Below are 24,325 nucleotides of genomic sequence, written 5' to 3'. Positions count from 1 at the left end.
ACACCAACCTTTTCATTTCTCCTAAATCCTTCTTATCAAATGAAATCCCCCTCCCTTACAGGCGATTAATTTAAATAAAGCAATTAAAGTGCCAATATTGTAACTTTTAATTTTTTTTGTATAAAAATCCCTAGAATTATTGATTTGAAAGGGATTTTTTTATTTTTTTCTTTTGGATTTACAAATCTAATAATCTGAAAATTGATCTTTTTATCATTTGAGTTATTATAATAATCATAATGTTTAGTTAATTTAGAATATAGGGGGGATTTTATGACGTCTGTAACATCTTTTTTATCAGATAAAATTTTAACTGAAGTAATCAATTCGTCTGGTATTTCCTATCAGGTTTATAATCAAAATCAAAAACTAATTTATGAGATCCTTAATTATGAAGTTTATGATTTGTTTGAGTACCAAAAGGAAGAGTTTCTCCAATATATAAGTTATGCATTTGAATCAAAGGATTTGTGGCAAGGAACAATTGTTAGTAAAAAAAATACTGATATGCAAGTAACTATACGAATGATCCCGATTTTTGAAAAACAAATTTTTGAAGGTATCTTAGTTATCTATTTCAAACCAGTTATTAAAAACATTGAAGAATATCAAGAAATGGCAACAGATTTAAAAGTTTTGTTTGATTCTTCCTATGATGCTATTTTTGTTTCAGATGCCAATGGAAAAACGTTAAGGGTAAGTTCTGCTTGTGAGCGATATTGGGGAATTAGCAAAAAAGAGTTTTTAGAACAAAATGTTTATGAATTAGAAAAACAGAAAATTTTTACTCCTTCAATCACGAAAATGGTACTTCAAGAAAAGCGTAAGATATCAACTATCCAAAAAACTTCAACTGGTAAAACCCTGCTCGTAGTCGGTACGCCTGTAAAAGATAAAGATGGAAATATTATTAGAGTAGTGAATGCTTCAAGAGATATAACAGAAATCAATAAGTTACAGGATGAATTACTTGAAGTTCGTTCAATTGTTGAACGCTATCAAAGGGAGCTTGAAAAAGTAAAAAGAGACTATTCAAGTCCTAAAAAGCTTCTTTTTTCAAGTGAAACAATGGACAAAATCTCAGAACAGACAAAAAGGATTGCAAGATATAACAGTTCAGTTCTAATAACAGGAGAGTCGGGTGTTGGAAAAGAAATCATTGCTTCTATGATACATGAATATAGTAACCGTGCTGCTCAACCCTTTATCAAAATAAACTGTGGTGCAATTCCTGAGAGTTTATTAGAGTCTGAATTATTCGGTTATGAAAAGGGTACATTCACAGGAGCAGTTAAAGAGGGTAAAGATGGCTTATTTCTTGCCGCTAACAATGGAACAATACTTTTAGATGAAATTACAGAAATGCCACTTTCTCTTCAAGTGAAGCTGCTACGTGTATTACAAGAATCAGAAATACGCCCAATTGGCAGTGTGAAAACTAATAAGATCAACGTACGTATAATAGCTTCCACAAATCGAAAAATAGAGACTTTAATCAGGGAAGGTAAATTTAGGGAAGATTTATTCTATCGATTAAATGTTATTCCAATTGAAATACCGCCTCTTCGTGAAAGAAAAGAAGACATTCCTCTTTTAGTAGATTACTTCACCCAAGAATTTTGCATGGAATATAAGGTTGAGAAAACTCTTTCTAAGGATGCAATCCACGAAATACTTAAACAACCCTGGAAAGGTAATATCCGTGAACTAAAAAACTTTGTTGAGAGATTATTAATCATTTCAAAGAATGATGAAATAAATAAAAAGGATATTAAATATTTACTATCAAATCATTCACAAGAAACACTACCTATTAATATTTACTTTGAAGATAAGTTGGACTTGTTTAAAACTTTAGAGTCAATTGAAGCTCTAATTATAAAACGCGCCTCGATGAAATATAGAACAACAACAGAAATTGCTGAAGCCTTAAGTGTAAATCAATCAACCATTAGTAAAAAGTTGAAAAAATATAATATTAACCATAGAAATATAAAACAATAGGGTTATTGGCGGACAGCTCCATTACTTTCAATAAGGTTGCCACATAGTAAAATTCAATACTATAAATATTGTATATACAAGTAAAACCACCTCTCAAAACTGATTGTTAGAGGTGGTTACTGGTTTAATCTTTGATTTTAGAACTTTTTCTTTATTTGAAAAATGAGGGTATACCTTTGTGAATGAGTTACACATGGTGGACCTGCGATATAGTCATACTTTTAAAATTAGGATCTTATCATGGTTCTTTAAAGCGTATTGTATGTTCTCCACACTCACTTCAGCAAATTTTGATAATTCATGTTTAATATTATTTGCTCTATCTGGAAAATATTATAATATACCAGTGTTTTATCTTCGAAATGAGTTTAAGTTATAAAATTATTAGCATGGCCCAACTCCTTCTTCAATCCCCAGGTAATTAACATTTTCTATCCCACCTGGCCCTGCAAGCTCAAATTTCCACTTATTAACATTATTACTATATGTTCATCATTACAAACGATGTATGACATTATTTTCCGACGATTATAAGGAGCTGATACAGTGCCATCAATCTTTGTATCAGCTCCTAAAAATTTCATGTCTTGAATATTGCGAGGTGTCATACCTTTCTATACAAAATGCAAAATGAGCAATCAGATAAAAACCCTTAAAGAATTCCAGTTCACTATTCAATGCCTATAGTATAATGGACATACAAGGTGCACCTATTTAAGATGCATGTGTACTTTCCTCGACATTATCCAGGGATATGCCTGTTGTCCGTGGTGCAAGTATGGCAATGTCCAGTATAAGAATTAACATCGCTGCTGCAATTATCATAAACACTGTCGTTGCTCCACTTGCATGTAACACTGGCAGTAAGATAAATGGTAGTAATCCACTCGTTAAACGGCTCAAACTGTATGCGCTTCCGGATGCTGTCGCTCGAATCGATGTTGGAAAAATCTCAGCTTGGAAAACATTAAAGGTACTGGTAAAGATATTGCTGACTACTGTAAATAGAAATCCTGCAAACACAATGAGGAATGGGGTTTCAGCCATGCCGAACGTCATGCCAAACACTCCCATACCGAAGGCGGTCAGGACAATTAACCATTTGCGGTCAATGCGTTCAATCAATGGCACAGCAAGCAAAGAGCCTAAAGGATATCCAAGGAAAGACAGAGCTGTGTACTCTAGAGATGAAGTAACTGTATATCCCTTGGAGCTTAAAATGATCGGTGCGAGTGTCCCAAAACCATAATATCCAACTGTTTGGAATATTTGGAATATATACATCATTAAAGTTCGCCTGATATATTGCTTTTGAAAGATAGCAGAAAAGGGTGCATGTTGTGCGACTTTAGCTTTAGCTGGACTGGTTATCTGTTTTAATGGAGTCTCACTAACACAGTTATCATTTCCTTCAAATTGTTTCATGATCTCCTCTGCTTTATCTTTCCGTCCATCTAACTCTAACCATCTAGGTGATTCTGGCAATTTTTTAATACGTAAAAATACGATTATAGCTCCAATGGATCCAATTATGAACATCCATCGCCATCCATCAATTCCAAGGGGGGTTAGAGGAACGAGAAGTCTTGCTAAAAAACCTTCAATTGGAATCGCTAAAAACGCGATCGTATAGGCCCAAGCAATAAATTTTCCGCGTTTAGAAGCCGGAAGAATTTCACTCAGATATGTTGCACACAGTGGTGGTTGTGCCCCAAGACCTACCCCTGCTAAGAATCTAAACAGAATAATAAAGGTTACGTCTGGGCTCAGCGCTATTAAAAAGGTAAACACAGAATAGATAGACAAATTGATGACAAACGCCTTTTTCCGACCGTATTTATCAGCAACCCGACTTAGGAAGATTGCTCCAAAAAACATTCCAAAGAAACTAGAGCCCAACATAAGAGGCATCAAACCCTTATCTATTTGAAATTCATTTTGGAGAACTGAGGCCAAAACACCAGTTAAAAACACTTCGAAAAATTCAAAGAATAGGGCTGTACCAATCAATATTGTTGCTGTTTTATGGATCTTTTTAACAGGAAGTCGATCTAGGCGCTGTGAAATGGTTGCTTCCATTCTATTTTCCCCCTTTGAAAAAAATTAAGTTGTTATTATTTAGTGTTATGGCCACTTTATGAAATAGGGGCATATTTAGATGTCACAGTTTCAATGACTTGATCCGTTTTTATGACATCAGCATATTTTTGTTGTAAATCAAACAGACTTTGTTCATGCGAGGCCAATGAGCGATCCCCTACTGCATCTTCAACTACAATCGGTCTGTAACCATATTGCAGCGCATCCACAGCTGTGGCACGAATGCATCCACATGTAGTACACCCAACGATTATAACTGTATCAATATCGTTTGTATTAAGGCGTGAAATTAGGTCTGTCCCAAAGAAGGCTGAGGCATATTTTTTAACAATTAAGCTATCTCCTGCCCGAAAGTCTAGTCGGCTATCAACCTTTACAGCTTCCGTGCTAGTTCTTAATGTGTGTAACCCTTCCATTTTTTGATGCCATAATCCAGCATCCGCCAGTGTATCATCATCGTAAGAAATGGTAGTAAAGAATACTGGAAGATTAAGTGTATGCATAGTATGTAAAAGCTTATTAACTTGAGAAATCTGTGGGGTTAAATCAGAACCCATAGGCATTGTAGGATCAGTAAATCCTGTAATGATATCCACGACTACCAATCCTGGTTTCTTACCGAATCCTAATAATTTTCCAAATCCTCTTTCTTTAAATAAAGTATCATCTGCTTCATTTTTAGCCATGATATTTTTCCCTTCGTAAACCTCCAAGATCTTGTAAAACCTATCTTGAAAATCATTATATTTTTAATAATCTTTAAAACTTTTCCGAAATTCACCAAACTATCATTTGTTACAAATATTTACATTGTCCAACGTTTTATTTTTAAATAAATCATTGAAAGCACTTAAATCATTATTAATGTGCTTACTCATCTCTTCTTCGGCTTTAATTGGATCTTGTTCTATAATTGCCTTGAAGATTTGTTCATGTTCACCAATATAGCTCTTACGATTTGAAGTCAAATAATAGTCCCGAAGAATATTATTACGCATATATAAGCTCTTGGTCCTAATCGTTTCCAACAACCCCATAAGTGGATTATTACGGGAAGCTCTAATGATCAGTTCGTGAAATTGTGTATTTAATTCAACTAATTTAGATGGATGTTCTTCTGCTAAAGCTTTTTTTGACTTCATTAAGACTTCATTAATTTGTTTCTCAAGAGACTCTGTCATATTTTCAACTGCTAATTTAGCAGCAAGGGATTCTAATCTTTCTCGGCATTCGTATAGATCAATAACATCTTGAAGTGTTGGTTTATAAACGCTGATAACGCTTTCATTCTGAATTAAAAGGCCATCCTTTATTAGCATCCGAATTGATTCTCGGATGGTTCCTCGGCTTACTCCAAGTTTTTCTGCTAATTTTGTTTCTACCAAACGTTCCCCAGGTTGATATTCCCCTTCTAAAAGCATAGTGAGAAGGATCTGATAGGCTTGCTCATGAAGTGGCCCAGGACGTATAATCTGCATGGCTGTATCCCCTTTCCTTAGTACTGAATTTTTAAAATATTATGTCTATTATAATATACAGACTTATATGTTTACTGTCAACCGTTTACACTATTATAGTTTTTATTAACCTATTTAATAGAACTGTTATTATACTTTTTTTAAATCCACTAAAAAAGGATTGATTTAATGACTCCACCCTCTATTAATTTTTATCCTTCTGGATTCTGTTGACTCCGTTAAAACTTCCCTGATAGCAAGTGTCCTCCATTCCCAACCTCATTCTTAAGGTTTAATTGCTAGGATCTTACATACAGTAGAAACTCCTGCCGATAGAACCGGCAGTCCTAAACGATCTTGCACAGCTTGAATCGCTGTGAGGGAAGGCATCTGTACAGAAGCGGATAATACTGAACATAATAAATAATTAGATTGTTACCATACAACAGCATCTGCTCCTTCAAGCGGACAAAGTCCATTAGGTTAATAAATTATTTAATTCTAGGCATGTACTCCAGCCTAGCGACCAAAAGGAAAAGCACCCCAACTTTTTCTAGTCGAAGTGCTGTTAATATAAACATCCATATTGTCCATTATCTGGATCAAAAACAATTTCCATTGCTTCTTTTGATGTGTTAAAGCGAGACTCCAAATTCCATCAGCGGCAGAGTCAATTTTATATTAATAATCTTATCTATTACCAAGGTGTTCCGATAACAACGAAAATCAACCAAGCTAGTCCTGGTCCAATTGCAATGAAGAGACCAGCAATCATTAATAGCTTTTTGAAGAATAGACTCTCATTTACCCCTTGTACGTTTGCCATAATTAGTGCCCCGTTTGTAGAGAAAGGACTGATGTCCACAACACTGGCTGCTACAGCTAGTGCAGAAACTACACCGATTGACGACATAGTAGGATCCTGTAAGATAGGAGCCGAAAGTGGAATGACAGCCGCTAGGAAACCTGTTGTAGAAGCAAACGCTGAGATAATCCCACCAACATATGAAGCCATAAGAGATGCAAGTACAGGATTACCTACGCTTGCGATTTGTTCAGTCATGTAGTCCATCGTTCCAACCTTTTCCATTACCCCTACATATGTCATGATACCTGTTACCATGATCATTACAGCCCATGGCATTTGCTTTATAATTTGGGTTTGTTTTGAAGGGGCCATAAATCCAAGAACCAGACCAATCATCAATGCGCCAAAGCCCATGTTCATTTCGAATGCAAGAGCCATAGTGATAAGAAGACCGATACCGAAAAGTGTCGCAACTTGATACCATAAAGTAGCATGGTCTTCTTTTTCGTTAGGAATACTTCCGGCATTCCCTTCAGTTGTAGCTGCTATTTCCAATTGAGCACTTGTAGTGTGCTTAAGTAAACGAAGTCCTCCGAAAGCTATAAATATAACGATTGAAATTAATACATAAAAAATAAAACTGTTGATGAAAAGCATTATAGGTGAATGTGGGATTTTTTCCGAATGCATGATACCGTTTACAACCAAGCCGAAGATATTCAGTGGCGAGAAGGAACCGGCATACATTCCAGTAGAAATCAAAGTACCCATCAGGATCGGATTAATCTTATGTTGGTGAGCTAATCTTAAAGCGATTGGGAATAAAATAGGGCCAACTGCAACGGTTGATGCTCCAACTGCCGATAACAACGCTGCAAGTGAAAATAATACCCAAGGCAGGAGGCCAACGTTACCCTTAACCAATTTGAGCCCCCCGGAAATAATTAAGTCAAGAGTACCGTTGTTTAGTGCAATTGCAAACAAGTAGGTGACCCCTGTGAGAAGAATAAACATGTCAATAGGAAAAGCGGCATAGATATCCTCTACAGCTAAACCACTGACATACGTACCGACGACAAAAGCAGCAACCATTCCTAAAATACCCATGTTAACAGAAATAACGGAACCGATAATGAACATGGCTAAAAGCACAAAAATTGTAATAAGTTCTAGACTCATTTTATTCGCCTCCTAATTAAATGTGTGCTAACGTTTTTGGGTGACAAATCTGGTACCGGAAAAGCCCCGTTACATTCAATGAAATACTATGAAAACTGCCTATAGATCTTTACACTCAAATAAATTGTAAATTTTTTGCCAACCTGAACCAACTATCAATTATGTAATCTTAATCAATAATCTACATGACCAGCCTCTGCACAGTATTCACAAAATTCATTTATCCGCCGTTATATGTAAAACGCTTACATTTGGTTCGCAAAAAAATAATCCTATCGTCACCCGAACAACTTATTCGTTCATAACTAAGGACTCTGACTACTCTTTTACTTAATTATAGAAATAGGTATAATGAATATTTGAAATCTAAGTGCCAATAATTTTCAGTCCCTTGAGATTTTACATCTTGTATTCTTCACTAAATCTCGATTCTATTTTTCTTAAAGTTTATTGAAAGCTTCACATGTAGCGGTCGAGACTCAAAAGAATTATAATTCCCCTAATCACTTTTTAAAATTTTAAAATATTCTGTTTAATAAAAAATCTCAACCATTTACCGTTAACAGTCTACATTAAAAACCTACAAAATTTTTAGTAGGACACTGCTTACAACTATGCAAGCTCCAATTTCTTTTTTCCATTGCTGTAAACAGAGTCACTTCCAAGACTTGAAATCGCTTATAACACTAACTCAAAGCTTTCTTTGAAGCTAGTAGGACAAGAGACAATGCTGCTGCAACTAACATAGAAACTGCCAATAGTCCGGGAGATAAAGATAGTGTTAAACTAGAGGCTGGAGCTGAAATATGAAATTCCTTAGCGAAGATCGGAAGCAACGGCTGTGTTGTATAAAGGATCGCAAATGTAACAAATCCTCCAAGGAATAATGCAAGACTAGCTTGTCTATATTGTTTTGAGCCTTTTAAAATATAACCCGAAAACCTCTCCTCTTTCTTTATAGCACCGGCTTAACTTTTCTCGTTAAACCTTTAGGCTCTTATCTAAAGAGAATGTTTCTTTTAGTTGTGTTTGATTTAGTTTCTTACATGACTTTATTGTATAAACACCTGATAACTGAAGAATAATCCCAGTTCTGCAACCATTAGTTCAGAATTCACTTCTATAAAAATTATAGGGTAGGTTGAACAGTCGATATATCACTAGTGTGGATATCTTGGATTTCATCTATAACTCTAGCTCCAACTTGAGTGGTGCTAGAAGTCCCACCCATATCTGGTGTCAATACCTCTGCTTCAATCATCACTCTTTCCATGGCACTTAAAACTCTTTTACCCCAGTCCTCGTGACCGAAAAAATCTAACATTTGACTAGCGGACCATATCGAAGCCAATGGGTTAGCTATTCCTTTTCCTGCGATATCAGGAGCGGATCCATGAATTGGCTCGAACATGGATGGATATTCTCGTTCTGGATTGATATTTGCACCTGCTGCAAGTCCTAGTCCCCCTGCAATGGCGGCTCCTAAATCGGTAACGATGTCTCCAAATAAATTGGAAGTAACAACCACTTCAAAGCGCCATGGTTGCTTCACGAAGAACATTGCAGCAGCATCCACTAAATATGAATAAGTTTTCACATCAGGATACTCTTTGGCTACTTCGTCAAAGACTTCATCCCAAAAAACCATGGAATAATTCAATGCATTTCCTTTACTAATGCTCGTCAAAGATCTTCCCTGTTTTCTTGCTTCTTCAAAGGCATAGCGAATAATCCGTTCAGTACCTATGCGAGAAAATACCCCAGTCTGCAAGACCACTTCATGAGGCTGCCCTTTAAATAACCAATCACCGACCCCTGCATACTCGCCTTCACTATTTTCGCGGATGACTAACATATCAATTTGCTCACGACTTACATCCTTTAACGGACATGGCGCTCCTTCTAGAAGTGTAATCGGACGGATATTTACATACTGATTAAAGCCTTTGCGTATCTTAAGCAAAAGATCCCATAAGGAAATATGATCCGGAACACCCGGATACCCTACTGCTCCTAGATAAATGGAATCAAACGCCTTTAGCTGTTCTAATCCATCAACATCCATCATTTTTCCATGCTTCAGGTAATATTCACAGCCCCATGGAAAATAGGTGAATTGAAACTCAAACGATCCGTCCAGCTCTGCCGTTTTGTTTAATACGTTGATTCCCTCGGTCAATACTTCCGGACCGATTCCATCTCCAGCAATAACGGCAATTTTGTATTGTTTTCTCATCGTTTTTTGTTCTCCTATCCTATTAAATATTCGGCTGGCGCCGTCCTATAGAAAAAGGACGGCAAATTCTGAGTCATTCTTTATTCTTTTCGCCAGTTGATTAGCTTCGCTTTTCTTAATACTTCCCTGATAGCAATGCTCCAGTATTCGGAACTTCAGTTTTCAAGCCCAATTGCTTAAGAATCTTATAAACCGTAGCAACTCCAGCAGATAGAACCGGTACCCCTATACGATCCTGCACCGCTTGAATCGCTGGAAGAGAAGGCATCTGAACGCAAGCCGATAATACCACAGCGTCTGCACCTTCAATATTCAAACGATCTGCATGCTCAATCAAGTTCATAGGATTCAAACGGCCAACTTCGAGATTGTCTGCCACTTCTAGACTGATAGAATCGATTACCTCAATACCAGCTGCGTTTAAATATTCAATAACTGTTTTAGTCAGAGGCTTCATATACGGTGTAATGATAGAAACCTTTTTCGCACCCATAGTGTTTAAGCCTTCAATTAATGCACCAGCACTACTGACCATTGGAGCTGCCCCACCATTTTCTTCAGTTGCCTTTCCAAGGCGTTCTTCAGAGATTTCGTGGTATCCAGGACCTTGACACATGATGGCAACCAAACAAGCATATGCTAAAACATCACAACGAGCATCAGAAAGCTCAACTGCACAACGTACGCTATCCACGTCCATTTTTTTCAATTCTTCTGGATTAACATGCATCATACGCATACGTGATGAATGGAATGTGAACGTCTCTTCCGGTTCTACCTGAATTCTAGAATGAAGCATGGCCGGAATTTCTGTTTCCATTGTTGTGTTTGAACTTGGTACGATTAGACCTACTCGATAATTTTTACTCATAATTGTTTCCTCCTAATGAAATGATATTTTTGTTGGATCATGCTTTGACTTTATGGTAATGACCTTTTAATTCACGAATGGTTAACGATTCTACTAATTCTACACAAGAAAGAAGGGAAGGAAGATCAATTCCTGTTTCAATCCCCATTTCATGCAGCATGCATACTACATCTTCAGTAGCGACGTTTCCTGCCGCACCTGGGGCAAACGGGCATCCTCCAAGGCCTCCAACGGAAGTGTCAAAACGTGTAACCCCTGCTAGAAGGGCTGCTATAATATTTGCCTGCGCAAAGCCATATGTATCATGGAAATGTGCGCTTATCATCGCTTTCGGCTGCACCTTTGAGATTTGCTCGAATAAATTATGAACTTGTGCCGGATTTGCACGGCCGATTGTATCACAAACAACAATTTCATCAACACCTAAACTGTCAACTCGACGAACGATTTCCAATACCACATCTGGATGTACCTTTCCTTCAAAAGGGCACCAGAACGAAGTTGCGATATTAAACCGAATGAAAATACCATTTGCTTTTGCCTTCTCAATCACACTAACAAATTTCGTGATGGATTCTTCACTGGTCATTTTGACATTTTTCAGATTAAAGCTGTCACTTGCTCCTACTACGAGAGAAAGGGCCTTTACCCCATTCTCAATCGCTCGGTCATAGCCTTTTTCATTCGGAATCAAGGCCATATACTGCACATCAAGTTCGCGTTCCATACCTTCCAGCACTTCTTTAGCGTCCTTCATTTGGGGTACATACACCGGATGTACAAAAGATGTAGCTTCCATTCTTTTAATGCCGGTTTTGTTTAACGCATTAATCAAATCAATCTTTTTTCCTGTTGGGATAAAGTTTGCTTCATTTTGAAGGCCGTCCCTTGGTCCAACTTCAATTATCTCTACCGTTTTTGGTAAATTCATGGTTAACATCTCCTTTCTGACTTACGAGATACCTAGTTTCTTAGCTAGATAAGGCTCTAAACCGCCAAGCGTCACCATTTCGATTAAATGTTCAGGGAGTTTTGTACCTTTGTATTCTGTCCCTTGCGTGTGGTTAATGATTTTACCAGCCAAAAGATCGACTTCAACCTTATCACCTTCTTGAATGACAGAGGTGTCCATCATTTCCACTACCGGAAGACCAACATTGATCGAATTCCGATAAAAAATACGTGCGAAGGAATCTGCAATAATTGCGCCGATTTGGAAATGCTTCAATACCATTTGTGCCGTTTCCCGACTGGAGCCTGACCCGAAATTTTTTCCTGCTACCAGTATGTCACCAGCCTGAACCTTTCCCGCAAAACCAGGATCAATCGCTTCCATGGCATGCACGGCCTGTTTTTCTACAGGCAAACCCATGTATTGCCCAGGTGAAATGATGTCAGTATTAATATTATCCCCATATTTCCATACACGACCTCGGATGATAAGTGACATTATACCCTAACCTCCTTTGGCAGATATTTACGCGGATCAGCGATTTTTCCTTCGATTGCAGTGGCAGCGACTGTAGCAGGAGATCCTAAATACACTTCACCTTTTGGAGAACCCATTCTTCCTCTAAAGTTCCGGTTCGACGAAGACATGACCACCTCTCCTGCCCCGATGACTCCGCTGGTGAATCCTCCACAAGCGCCGCAAGATGGCATGTTTACAAAGCATCCTGCTTCCGTCAAAATGTCCAAAATTCCTTCTTTATTTGCCTGCATCCAAATATGCTGTGAGGCTGGTACCACGAGACAACGAATATTTTTAGAGATCTTTTTCCCCTTCAGGATTTGAGCAGCAATCCGCAGATCTTCTAATCGACCATTTGTGCAGGAACCTAAATATACCTGATCCACTGCTTTTCCTTCTACTGCACTAATAGGATGAACATTATCGACTTCATGCGGACAGGCTACCTGGGGTTCTAATTCAGAAGCATTATAATGTAAGGTTGTGATAAAAGATGCATCATCATCACTCTTTATCATATCAAGTTCTTCGAGAACACCTTTCGAGCGTAAAAATTCAGCAGCAGTTTCATCTGGTTGGATCAGCCCTGTTTTTGCACCGGCTTCAACCGCCATATTAGATAAAACCAAGCGTTCATCCATGGATAAGCCTCTTATGGCACTGCCGGAAAATTCAATGGTTTGGTACGTTGCTCCTGCATGTCCAATATCTTTGATTGTTTTAAGTACTAGATCTTTGGAGTACACACCATGAGGCAATTCCCCATCCCACATAACTTTGATAGTTTCTGGAACCTTTAGCCAGGTTTCACCTGTCAATAAGACCCCAATCATTTCGGTGGAACCAATACCGGTTGCGAAAGCTCCTAGCCCCCCGGCCATACACGTATGAGAATCTGTTCCAAGTATCAATCGCCCCGGACGGACATGACCGTGTTCCATAATTACCTGATGACAAGGACCTTCAAATTCGTAATAGTATGGAAGTTCTTGTTGTCGTGCCCATTCCCGCGTGAACTTCAGAATATCTGCTTGTTGAACGGTTGCTGGTGGGGTACAGTGATCAGAAACGACGACAACCTTTTCTTTATCAAACAATTTCCCGCCTAGACGACGGAAGCCACCGTCTACCAGCCAGGGTCCGAGCAAATCGTGCATCATCGCAATATCTACATTGACCCATACAATATCCCCGGCTTTCACGCCAGGCTGTCCAGAGGCTCTTGCCAAGATCTTTTCCGACATAGTCATTCCCATTATCATCCAACCCCTTATTAGATAATTCCTTTTTCCTTCAGGCTTTTGATTTGTTCTTCGGATAAATGGATTTTCTCTGATAACACTTCATCAGTGTGCTCACCTAATTTCGGGCCTGCCCATTCGATTTTACCAGGTGTTTCACTCATTTTAGGCACAATTCCTGGCATTTTTAATGTCCCTAACTCTTCAACGTTCACTTCTTGAATCATTTGACGGGCTTGATAATGCGGATCGTTCACAATATCCTCAATGGAGTAAATCGCACCGGCTGGAACCTTTGCATCATCTAAACATGTCATTACTTCATCAAAAGGCATAGTCTTCGTCCATTCTTCGATTAATGCATCTAAGAAATCTGCATGCTCAGAGCGTTTCGAGTTATTTTCAAAACGAGGATCCTCCGCGATATCACTGCGACCCATTGCATTCATAAGACGTTTGAATATAGCATCACCGTTTGCTCCAATAACAACATATTTTCCATCACTAGATAAATATGTGTTAGATGGGGTGATTCCAGGCAGCGTACTTCCCGTTCTTTCACGAATTACTCCCGCACGGTCAAATTCAGGAAGTGTACTTTCCATCATGCTAAATACAGATTCATACAGTGCAACATCGATAACTTGTCCTTCTCCAGTTCCGTTTACATCTCGATGATGAACGGCCATTAATGCCCCAATTACGGAGTAAAGAGCAGATAATGAGTCACCAATACTAATCCCTACACGTGTAGGTGGACGGTCCGGATAACCAGTTATGTAACGAAGTCCTCCTAGTGCTTCACCAATCGAACCAAATCCGGCCTTATCACGATATGGCCCATCCTGTCCATAGCCTGATACACGAATCATAATCAGACGTGGGTTGATTGCCTTTAAATCTTCATATCCCAATCCCCATTTTTCCATTGTTCCTGGGCGGAAGTTTTCTATTAAAATATCAATTTCCTTAACAAGTTCACGAATTAATCGCTGGCCTTCAGCTTCACGCAGGTTAATCGTGATTGATTTTTTATTTCGAGATTGAACATACCACCAAAGGCTGGTTCCATTCTCAACAACACGCCATGTTCGGATCGGATCACCAGTCTCAGGAGTTTCGACCTTAATTACCTCTGCTCCAAATTCACCTAACAGTCTTGATGCGGAAGGTCCCGCAATCAATTGTCCCATTTCCAAAACTCTTAATCCCTCAAGTGCTTTCTTTGCCATGTCGAACATCCCCTGAATTAGAATTATTAATTATGTATATAAATCTAAAATTCTGTAAGAAACTGTATATCAGCGTTCTTGCGCTTAAATCTACAAAATATTGGTAAGCGATTTCATTTTTTTATTTTAATCTCAAAATGGTAGACTGTCAACAGTTAACACTAAATTTTCTGACTTTTTATTCTTACATATTCACTCTATAATTAAATCATCTTATTTAAATCATCTTAAGTCTATTTGCATGGTGTAAATTTACGGAGCGAGGGTTTACTGTTCTAGCTTTTCACTTACACATGAAGTATAGTAAACTATTGTTAATAAATAATGATACAAATCAATAAATACAAGAAGCCTTTTACCGTCAGAAGAAGCATTCCTGATTAACTTTTAAGATGTTTATAAGCAGACAAGGGAGAATCTAGGGAGCCCTCTATAAATATTCTAAGAAGTAACCGTTTCAAAAACTTTCACCAATGAGTGAAAGTTCAAATTATTTACATACCGTGGGAGGATTGTTATGAGGGGAATTACAAAAACTGAACCGCTTCATAGCCAGGTTTATACTATTGTTAAAGAAATGATTATGGAAGGAAAATACATGCCCGGAGAACGTCTAGTCGAAACCAAGGTAGCAGAATATATTGGGGTAAGCAGAGGGACAGTTCGCGAAGCGTTTCGAATGCTTACAAAAGATGACATGCTTGTTCAAAGTGGTAATATCTTATTAGTTTATAACCCTAATGCTCAAGATATTTTAGATATCTATGAATGCCGGAAAAGCCTTGAATCACTATCAGCAAAACTGGCAGCCACTCATATCACAGAGGACCAATTAAACGAATTGGAACAAATTATTATTGAATCAAAGGAAGCTCTGAGAAAAAACGACAAGCAGAAGCTTACATGCTTAAATCAACAATTCCATGATATTATTGCAAGTGCATCTCTAAATAAGCAGCTTATTAAATTATTTGAAGTAATTAAAACTAAAGTACTCTATATTCGGAACTGTATCCTTAAGGAACGTACAGATTGTTTTCCTGAACTGGTTGAAGATCACATTCAAATTTACACCGCTCTGAGAAACCGAGATCCTTTAAAAACCGAAGAAAAAATGAGTGAACATATTCAAAGAAGCTTAAAGGTAGCCCATGCCGCACTTAATAAGCAATTGGATTTGCCAAAAAAGTAAACTAAATTACATTGGAATCAACAGCTAAATGATATAAACCGTTTCATAGAAAGCAATAAAACGAACGAACTATCTAAACCGTAGGCCAGTTTTACTCTAATGTAAAGCTGCCTTTTTTGTAAGTTTTCATGTGCCGCTTCTTGATCACATTTACTTTCGTACTACAATCAGCAGCTTACTTACAATATCATTCTCCATTTAAAGCGCCGTATATTGGAATTGTTCTCTTATTCTTCATTTATTAGATCTTCTTTTAAAGTTGAATGATCCAGATGTTATGATTTTGCCTCACCTATTAATCCATGATGATAGAGTGGTATTATATTCTTTAACACGGCTTTATATATTAAGGGGGGATATTCAGGCAACTGCGTTTTCCTAAACATTATAAATCCACATTTTTCTGACTGTACTGTACCCTTATCTGAAACTATAGTTTTTTTAGGACAATTAGAGTGATAGAGAATTAGTTCATTAAAAACGTACGTCTTAGTATCTCTCAGGATTGTAAAGTATCAGAATTGAAATGTTTTTAAGTAGGGGAAAGAAATTCTAGCTGAGAGAGGGAACCAAAAGAAGTTTGTTAGGAAGTAGTCTGTGTCGATTTTGTATCTATTTGGAAAATTTCTCTTTATTTTGTAGTGAGCAATTGCGGAAACCAGATAGTCCATGTGGAAAGGACTTGAGCCGCAAGTCGATTTTCCAGGTTGCTTTTTACCTATTAACCGTATTGGATAATAGCCGGGGAATGAGTGAGATCCAGCGCAGCGGGTGCTACAACAGATGACGTTTCTTCTGCCTTTACAATACTAGAAGGTGTTGCTGCGATACTTGTAAAAAGATTTGTTGCCAACAAAGTAATAATTATTTTTTTCAACGTTGATTTCCCCTCTCGATTTATCTGTTGAACTCATCAACATTCCCCTTTAAGCAGGTCTCGTTAAAGGTTGAATATCTTTTTCTCACAATACGAAAGATAATGAAAGCCTACTTCCCTGAATAACAAGGATCGTAGGCTCGTTTTTTTATGTAAAATCGTATATACAATATGTGCCAGCTTTGGAACAGATTTCGAACTACCGATCGATTTCTTCTTTTAATAACCTACTTCTTCATCAGTAAAAGTTTCTGTCCAATTCCCTTCTGGATCAAGTCTTTTTCTTCCATTTTCGTCTCGTTCAACATATCTATATCCATTCATACCGGCATGTAAGCCATAAAGGATTCTATGAGGCATGTAAATATCTCCACCATTTTCATAATCAAATCCTGTTCTCATTTCTCCAACAACATTTCCTAAATCTCGATCAAGAGTACTACTTTTGGTTGGGATTAAAGCTTCAATTTCATCAGCTCTTTTTTTCACTTCTGATTTGATTTCTTCAGTTAGCCAAACATCCTCTTTACCTTCGTCAAAAATTGGGTCGTTTTCGTCAGCATTTCGAGATTTGTAGAAGTAATCGCTATTGAGAATCTTGTCAAAATACTCGAAATTATCTTTAACCACTTTTTTGAGCTCTGGAGTGATAGCTGCTTCACGAGCATCTATTCTATCTTGATTAGAACCTTTGATAAATTCTTCAAGTTCGTCGGTTTTCTTACCACCAGCTTGGTATGAGTATCCAGTCAGTTCTCCTTTACCTTCGCTTATTGCAATATCAAGGTCATTTAACAAGCCTTTCATGTACTTGATAGCTTGTTTCATTCTCTTAGTCGGTGGATTCCAATACTTTTGTTCATCATATTCCGAGGGATGACTTTTTGGTAAGGTAACCCCATCTAAAACTTTGGCTTGTTCTCCTTTAATGATGTACGATAGAGACTTCATATTTTTGAAGTCTTTTTCTATGGACTCGCCTTCGACTACGATAGGTAAATCTAGAAGAGAGTTATCTAGAGATATAGATTCTTCATAGTAGTAGTATTCGATAGTAGATAAGACATCTTCAGTTCGCTGATTAAACGCGATTTCAACATTTGCATTGAAAGATTCGTCATACATCGAAATAAACTCTTTTGCTGATTGAGGTCCTTCAATTATATCATTCGCCACCGTTAAATCTTTCCATTCTTTTGAAACTACAGTTTCCGTTTCTTCTTTTGCCACAGCCGTGGCCTTTGTATCTTCTGTTTTTTCTGTTTGACTGCAAGCTCCAAGCAATCCGATTGAGATAACACTTGCTGCTAAAATACATTTGCTCATCATAATAAATCCCCTATTTTCTCTCGTTTAGTAAAGATATCCTGCTTCATTTTAATCTAATTGAACCATAAAAGCACTATGATTATTCAGAGTACTTAAATAAATAACTGCCAGTTTTTATTTCCTACCTGCCGTATCTTTTTTTGTTAGGCTTTGTTAAACAATAATGTTGATTTTTTGAAGAAATAAAAGAGACCACTTATGAAGTGAACCCAAAAAGTTAGACACTTTATTTAATTAGGCAGCCCTGAGGGCATGAACCCGGTAATCTACTGGGCTCATGCCTTTTAATTTCACTTTGATTCGTCGGTGATTATAATAATGGATATAATCCTCAAGTTCTTGTTTGAAATGCTCCATGCTTTCGAACTTCTGTAAATAAAGTAATTCAGATTTTAGTAAGCCAAAGAAGTTTTCAATGACCGCATTCTCTAAACAATTTCCTTTTCGGGACATACTTTGAGTAAGACCATGTGTTTTCAGGGCTTGTGAATAAGATTTCATTTGGTAATGCCAGCCTTGATCCGAATGAAGAATGGGGGAATCTTTCGATTCCAATCGAATAAAGGCTTGGTCCAGCATCTTGGAGACTAAGGGATAAATAGGACGTGATTCGATATTGTAAGCAATGATCTCTCCATTAAATAAGTCGAGAATAGGTGATAAATACAACTTCTCACCGTATAAATGAAACTCAGTTACGTCCGTGACCCATTTTTGATTGGGCTTTGTTGCTTTAAAATTGCGATTGAGAATATTGGGAGCAACCTTTCCAATCTTGCCTTTGTATGAACGGTATTTCTTCATACGGACCAGACACTTTAGCCCCAACTCCTTCATTAATCGAAGAACCGTTTTATGGTTCATTTGAATCCCTCTATTACGTAATTCCAATGTAATGCGTCGATACCCGTATCTCCCTTTATTCGTATGAAATATCTCTTTGATAACTGGCTTTATTTCTTCGTATTTATCCTGACGCCCGAAGGTGTTTATCCAATAATAATAGGTACTCCGTGCGAGATTTGCGACGGACAGAAGTAGCTTTAAATTAAAATCTCCCCTTAGTTCATGTACTACTTTCGCTTTTTGCGTTCGGACGCTTCGCTTTCTTGAACTAAGGCTCTCAACTTTTTTAAATATGCATTCTCTGCACGTAATCGTTCATTTTCTGCCTGTAACGCCTCAAATGACCCTTCTACTGGCTTTTTCTTCGTTTCTTTTTTCATGGATGGACGCCCCTTTTTATTCGTTTCAAGAGCGTCAACCCCGTTCTCCTCCAATTGCTTTAGCCACTTATTAATAGTAGAAGGAGAAGCAATGTTATACACAGCAGCTGCATGGGTACTAGACACTCCAAAATCGTTCATATAGTTTAGTACATCCATCTTAAAGCTAATATCATAATTTGTATAGGTAGACATTAGCCCTTCTATACCATGTTCTTTATAATGCGCCACCCAATGCTTTAAAGGAGTCGAACTGGTATTAAATTGTTTGGCGACAGTTCTAAATGAGTCAGCTCCTTCTAAATAAGCAAGGACAGCTTTTAATTTCAACTCTAATGAATATTTTGTCATAAAAAATAGCACCTCCTATTGTTAGATGGTGTCTAACAATTGGGGTGCAGTTCATTATCGTGGTCTCTTTAGTGCATCCTATGGAAGCAAGGAAAATAAATAAAGAGATAGTAATCTTCATATACCCCCAAAATCCTATTCTGTCTTTTTAAAGTTTGGCTAATCCTGCCACCAACATAAGTGCCCCAAGGAAAACACATAATACGCCATTAACTCCAAGGTTTGATTTATTAGACTATAACCTGATAGAACAATAACCACTATTGCTATGATAATTCTAACCATGTTCAAGAATATATTTCCCTCTAAAAATTAACTGTTCTATCCCTTATAGCACATTTTTCGAAAGGTTTTACATTCATTTCATGAGATTATCCATTACTTACTAATATTGAATCTTTTTATTAAAGGTTAACTTTGTTGCACAATATGTGAGTGGTTTTTAATCATTTACCTTTAAACGTTTTTTGATAGCGTTTTTAATTCTAAAGATTTTTTACCCTTATCCTCTGTTTTTTTTTCAATAGTTTTATCAGCCTTAAATAAATTACTTTTAAAGAACCCAAAAGTTAACGTAACGGTGATGATAAATGTAATGGCCATCCCAATGAAATAGACGCTCCAATGTTCCGGATAAACAGAAAGGAAAGATAGAACTCCTCCCACTCCGACAGAAGTAGCTTTCACACCTTGTGCTGCTAGATACGCACTTCCGAATGCACTTCCTACCATAACGGCAATGAAAGGATACCTGAATCGAAGATTGATCCCGTAAATCGCTGGTTCAGTAACCCCAAGCCATGCGGATAACGTTGCAGTAAGTGACACACCTTTTAATTTTTGATTTTGCTTCAGAATAAAGAACATAGTCAACGCAGCAGCGCCTTGAGCTAGTGTAACCGTTTCCCCTATCGGCCATAAAGTAACATAGCCAAGTGTACCGGCCATTTGCAAATTCACTCCTAAGAAGATGTGGTGCATTCCAGTAATGACAAGAGGACCGGAAATAAATCCATACACGCCTCCGGCAAACGCAGGGGATACTTCAAACAGATAAAGAATACCATCCGTAATCCAGTTTGAACCTGTCATCGTAATCGGCCCGATGACTCCGAATGTTAAGAGGCCAGCGAAGACTAATGAAATCGGTGCCACAAATAACATTTGTAAATTATCTGGAATGAAGCTTTTCAAACGTTTCTCAGACCATGTTAAAACCCATGTCGCAAAAATAACAGGAAGAACCTGTCCTTGATAACCGATTTTGGCAATGTCCCATCCAAATAGACTCCAGTATTCCACTTCACTTGGATTTTCTGCATACGCATAAGCAGACATTAATGAAGGATGCACTAATAATAGACCTAACACGATTCCTAATAATGGATTCCCACCAAATTTCTTAGCAGCAGACCACGCGATGAGTACAGGAAGGAATGTAAATGCCGTATTGGCAATGACATTGATAAATTCTGCAAATCCTGTCCAGCCCGTATACACATCCAACAAGGATTTTTTGTCATAGAAAATACCAGAGTTTGCCAGAAGGTTATTTAATCCTAATAAAAGACCTGCAGCAACGATTGCCGGTAGGATCGGAATGAAGATGTCTGCCAAGACCCGGACACCTTTTTGAATGATGTTCCCTTTTTCACTAGTAATCTTCTTCATTTCATCTTTACTTACTTCTTCTGTACCGGTCTGATTTACAAACTCATTGTACACTTTCTCTACAAGCCCTGGACCAATAATGACTTGAAACTGGCCATTCACTGAGAAAGTCCCCTTCACCAGTTCATTTTCCTCTAACGCCTCTTTATTGATCAGGCTTTCATCTACTAATACCAGGCGTAGCCTTGTCACGCAGTGGGATGCATTAATGACGTTTTTTGACCCGCCGATATTATTTATGATGCTGGATACATGATCTTTAAAATCCATTTGATAACCTCCTCTACTTAAGCGTTTACATAAATTTTTAACTTGTTTAAACAAGTTTATTTTAGTACAGTATAAATTGTCAAGAAAAATTGTAAAAAGGAGTGCTCACTTTGGATATACGAATGACACCTATGAGTCATTATGGTTCTTACATGGCTCTCACTTACCAAGAAAGCCAGACCCCAGAGAAAAATGGGCTCTATATTAATTCAGTAAGAGGCAAATCAAAACAGCATCAAAATGCTCTTAAAATCATCCCAACAATAAATGGGACTCCAGTTGAGTACACCTATGAAGCCGATGAATTTAAGATTGTCCTGACATTTAATGGTGGGGAAATCTTTGTATGCTTTGAAGATGCTGAAAGAATCTTTGTACAAGGCCGAGGGGAAAAAGTAGGTCTAACACTTGATTCCCAGCCAATCTTCAATTTCGAATATAACTATCTTTTGGGAAAAACCGGTGAAGACTACTGCATTGTCAATAGCTACAAGAATCTGACCAAATACATGATCTTTGCACCTCAAGGATCAGTCATGCTTCAACAAAACGTATTCATGGATACGACAGGCAGCACAAACAAAGCAGATAACCTGTCGAGTATCCAAATCACCTCAACGGATGAGTCAGATAAATTTTTATGTGTCATTGAAGACATTCCTACAAGTGGGGCAATTCCAGTAAAAAGGGAGTATAAGTTTGAAGAAGCATTGGATAAGAGCACGAATCATTTTCTAGAATTCTTATCTAAACAGCCTGCTGTTCTCGAAAGGTATCAAAAAACCCTAAGGGAAGCTGCTTATCTGAATTGGACATGTATTGTGAATGAACAAGGGCTGTTGAAGAGAAAAGCCATGTATATGTCGAATACAAATTTCCCAGGTGTTTGGAGTTGGGATAATGCCTTCAACGCATTAGCACTTGCTGGTGTTGATAATGAGCTCGCATGGGATCAAATTCAGTTATTATTCGATTATCAGGACGTAAACGGACAAATTCCAGGTTCCCTCAGCGATTCGACCATCCGTTGGAATTTCTCCAAGCCTCCCGTACAAGGGTTATTCGTGTTGAAAATGATGGAAAAAATGACATTGACTACTGAACAATTAAAGAGAATATATACTCAAATCAAGAGACATGTAGAATTTTATCTTCAGTACAAAGATTTCAATGGCGACGGGATTTGCGAGTACCATCACGGGAATGATTCCGGACAGGATAACAGCACGGTGTTCAGAGATGCAAACATCATCGACTCACCAGACTTAACAGCATTCTTGATTAAGTCGATGGATATGCTGGCTGTTGTGGCAGAAAAACTTGATAAAGTAGAAGATAAGAAATATTGGGAAGAACAATCCACAAAATACATGCAGAAATTTTGCGACTATTTCCTTATTGAGGACCTTCCATTTGCTCGCTTTACAAGAGACGGTAAAGTAATTGAGAGCCAAGGAATCCTGCCTTTAATGTCAATTATCTTGGGAAACAAACTTCCTGAAGCTGCTAAAAAGAACATCCTCAATCTTCTAAAGAGCGAAAGGTATTTAACAAAGTGGGGAATTGCGTCGGAAGCCATCGACAGTCCTTATTATGAGGAGGACGCTTACTGGAGAGGACCAATCTGGGCTCCTACCACTCTCTTGTTTATAGAAGCATTTGAAGAATGCGGCGAACAACAATTAGCAAATGAAGTAACCGAGAAGTTCCTAGAGCTTTGTAAATATGGAGGGTTTGCGGAAAACTTCCATGCTGAAACGGGGGAAGGATTGCGAGACCTTGCCCATACGTGGACGTCCAGCGTGTTTATCCATTTAGCATCAAAACTGGCAAATTAATTAAAAAAGTGTATGAGAACTTCATCTCATACACTTTTCTTATTTTCGCTGTGTTTGGTCGAAGAACACAAAGTTACCCGGAGTATGCCTTGATTGAGTATGTTCAAACATCACTCCATCCGCATTAAAAACATGACTGGTCACAACGACAACACTATTAAACCCATCTAATTTTAAATATTTCTCATCCATCTCAGTAGTTCTTTCTACCACCATTTTCCGCTTTGCAGTGACCGCCCGTTGGTTCAGCTCTCTATCTAAGTATTCATAAATGGAATCCTCTGCTACCTCAATCGTTAATCCTTTAGCAATATCTTTCCTAAAATAATTATAATCCATAATTACGGGATTGCCTTCTAAATAACGGACACGCTTCAGGTGATACACTTCAACACCGATTGGAAACCTGGTATGCTCATGAATGCCTTCATCTACAACCAATTCCTCAAAGACGGTGACGTCTGTCCGATGTTTCTTATTGTTTCGAATAGCAAACTCCTTAAACGTTTCCGTCTCACCAAACATATATTCATTTCCCTTAAAATCTTGATAAATCACGCGGGCACCTTTCCCATGCTTGGTTTGTACATACCCTTCGTTTACAAGATTTCCGATTGCTCTTCGTAATGTGTTTCTTGAGCAGTCATACTCTATGATCAATGTATTCTCTGAAGGAAGGAGTTGTTGATACTGATAATCATTCTGTTCAATTTTCTTTTTTAAATCTTCATATATTTCTACGTACTTTGTTCTTGGCATGACAGCCTCCTATGCCCTATCTGTATGTAGTAAGTTTGGAGTACACATAATGTCTCCCCACTTTCCTTTTTTAAGTATATCATTAAAACTTTATACATTACTTTTCTTAAGTTAATGATGCCTGTTTATTCAATAAACATTATTCAATTAATTGGCCCTGATCTACAGTATCAGCTCAAAAAAGTTGAAAGCTCCATTGGGATGGGAGCATAT

Annotated in this window: 18 protein-coding genes and 1 pseudogene; 3 read left to right on the top strand and 16 right to left on the bottom strand. The window is 37.7% G+C overall.

What is annotated here, in order from left to right; all coding sequences use genetic code 11:
* Positions 1-273 precede the first annotated feature (273 nt).
* Positions 274-2,004, top strand: coding sequence for a sigma-54 interaction domain-containing protein (locus QUF78_RS11260; protein ID WP_289324704.1), 1,731 nt, complete (start codon positions 274-276; stop codon positions 2,002-2,004).
* A gap of 714 nt (positions 2,005-2,718) precedes the next feature.
* Here QUF78_RS11260 and QUF78_RS11255 read toward each other — a convergent pair.
* From QUF78_RS11255 to QUF78_RS11205, 11 genes and pseudogenes are all read right to left on the bottom strand, one after another.
* A complete protein-coding gene (locus QUF78_RS11255) occupies positions 2,719-4,083 on the bottom strand; it encodes an MFS transporter (RefSeq protein ID WP_289324703.1) in 1,365 nt (454 codons plus the stop codon).
* A gap of 56 nt (positions 4,084-4,139) precedes the next feature.
* Positions 4,140-4,790 (bottom strand): isochorismatase family protein, encoded by a 651-nt coding sequence (locus QUF78_RS11250; protein ID WP_289324702.1) that lies wholly within the window; start codon positions 4,788-4,790, stop codon positions 4,140-4,142.
* A gap of 102 nt (positions 4,791-4,892) precedes the next feature.
* The gene (locus QUF78_RS11245; protein ID WP_289324701.1) at positions 4,893-5,582 is read right to left on the bottom strand and encodes a GntR family transcriptional regulator; all 690 of its coding nucleotides are present in this window, start codon (positions 5,580-5,582) and stop codon (positions 4,893-4,895) included.
* 676 nt (positions 5,583-6,258) lie between these two features.
* Positions 6,259-7,548 carry an SLC13 family permease gene (locus tag QUF78_RS11240; protein ID WP_289324700.1) on the bottom strand — a complete coding sequence of 430 codons (1,290 nt, stop codon included), beginning with the start codon at positions 7,546-7,548 and terminating at the stop codon, positions 6,259-6,261.
* Positions 7,549-8,270: 722 nt separating this feature from the next.
* Positions 8,271-8,507, bottom strand: a pseudogene (locus QUF78_RS11235) (hypothetical protein); the annotation flags it as partial.
* 170 nt (positions 8,508-8,677) lie between these two features.
* On the bottom strand, positions 8,678-9,784 hold the full coding sequence (locus tag QUF78_RS11230; protein ID WP_289324699.1) for a tartrate dehydrogenase: 1,107 nt from the start codon (positions 9,782-9,784) through the stop codon (positions 8,678-8,680).
* Between the two features lie 115 nt (positions 9,785-9,899).
* Positions 9,900-10,655: a maleate cis-trans isomerase family protein gene (locus tag QUF78_RS11225; protein WP_289324698.1), complete on the bottom strand. Its 756-nt coding sequence runs from the start codon at positions 10,653-10,655 to the stop codon at positions 9,900-9,902.
* A 37-nt stretch (positions 10,656-10,692) separates the two neighbouring features.
* Complete coding sequence (locus tag QUF78_RS11220; protein ID WP_260357384.1) at positions 10,693-11,586, bottom strand: hydroxymethylglutaryl-CoA lyase; 894 nt, start codon at positions 11,584-11,586, stop codon at positions 10,693-10,695.
* Between the two features lie 21 nt (positions 11,587-11,607).
* Complete coding sequence (locus tag QUF78_RS11215; RefSeq protein WP_260357383.1) at positions 11,608-12,105, bottom strand: LeuD/DmdB family oxidoreductase small subunit; 498 nt, start codon at positions 12,103-12,105, stop codon at positions 11,608-11,610.
* Positions 12,105-13,382, bottom strand: a complete 1,278-nt coding sequence (locus QUF78_RS11210; protein ID WP_289324697.1) for a 3-isopropylmalate dehydratase large subunit — start codon at positions 13,380-13,382, stop codon at positions 12,105-12,107. Before QUF78_RS11210 ends, QUF78_RS11215 begins: the two co-directional genes overlap by 1 nt.
* A 17-nt stretch (positions 13,383-13,399) precedes the next feature.
* On the bottom strand, positions 13,400-14,599 hold the full coding sequence (locus QUF78_RS11205; RefSeq protein WP_289324696.1) for a CaiB/BaiF CoA transferase family protein: 1,200 nt from the start codon (positions 14,597-14,599) through the stop codon (positions 13,400-13,402).
* Positions 14,600-15,116: 517 nt separating this feature from the next.
* On the opposite strand from QUF78_RS11205, the gene QUF78_RS11200 reads away from it, so the two are divergent.
* Entirely contained in the window at positions 15,117-15,791 is a 675-nt protein-coding gene (locus QUF78_RS11200) for a GntR family transcriptional regulator (protein WP_289324695.1), read from the top strand.
* A gap of 721 nt (positions 15,792-16,512) precedes the next feature.
* Here the strand turns inward: QUF78_RS11200 and QUF78_RS11195 are convergent.
* The 4 genes from QUF78_RS11195 to QUF78_RS11180 all read right to left on the bottom strand — a co-directional run bounded on the left by QUF78_RS11195 (position 16,513) and on the right by QUF78_RS11180 (position 21,515).
* Complete coding sequence (locus QUF78_RS11195; RefSeq protein ID WP_289324694.1) at positions 16,513-16,668, bottom strand: hypothetical protein; 156 nt, start codon at positions 16,666-16,668, stop codon at positions 16,513-16,515.
* A 219-nt stretch (positions 16,669-16,887) separates the two neighbouring features.
* Positions 16,888-17,994: a hypothetical protein gene (locus tag QUF78_RS11190; protein ID WP_289324693.1), complete on the bottom strand. Its 1,107-nt coding sequence runs from the start codon at positions 17,992-17,994 to the stop codon at positions 16,888-16,890.
* A gap of 237 nt (positions 17,995-18,231) precedes the next feature.
* A protein-coding gene (locus tag QUF78_RS11185) for an IS3 family transposase (RefSeq protein WP_289324692.1) occupies positions 18,232-19,574 on the bottom strand; the annotation gives its coding sequence in 2 pieces (ribosomal slippage) (positions 18,232-19,133 and positions 19,133-19,574; 1,344 coding nt in all).
* 456 nt (positions 19,575-20,030) lie between these two features.
* Positions 20,031-21,515 (bottom strand): PTS transporter subunit EIIC, encoded by a 1,485-nt coding sequence (locus QUF78_RS11180; RefSeq protein ID WP_289324691.1) that lies wholly within the window; start codon positions 21,513-21,515, stop codon positions 20,031-20,033.
* A 110-nt stretch (positions 21,516-21,625) separates the two neighbouring features.
* On the opposite strand from QUF78_RS11180, the gene QUF78_RS11175 reads away from it, so the two are divergent.
* Positions 21,626-23,353 carry an amylo-alpha-1,6-glucosidase gene (locus tag QUF78_RS11175; RefSeq protein WP_289324690.1) on the top strand — a complete coding sequence of 576 codons (1,728 nt, stop codon included), beginning with the start codon at positions 21,626-21,628 and terminating at the stop codon, positions 23,351-23,353.
* Positions 23,354-23,392: 39 nt separating this feature from the next.
* Here the strand turns inward: QUF78_RS11175 and QUF78_RS11170 are convergent, their stop codons facing one another.
* A complete protein-coding gene (locus tag QUF78_RS11170; RefSeq protein WP_144553238.1) occupies positions 23,393-24,112 on the bottom strand; it encodes a UTRA domain-containing protein in 720 nt (239 codons plus the stop codon).
* Positions 24,113-24,325: the final 213 nt, after the last annotated feature.

The sequence above is a fragment of the Peribacillus sp. ACCC06369 genome, from assembly GCF_030348945.1.
GTDB lineage: Bacteria > Bacillota > Bacilli > Bacillales > DSM-1321 > Peribacillus.
The sequence above is the reverse complement of the archived record's forward strand: the minus strand, read 5'-3'. Positions and strand labels throughout refer to the sequence as shown.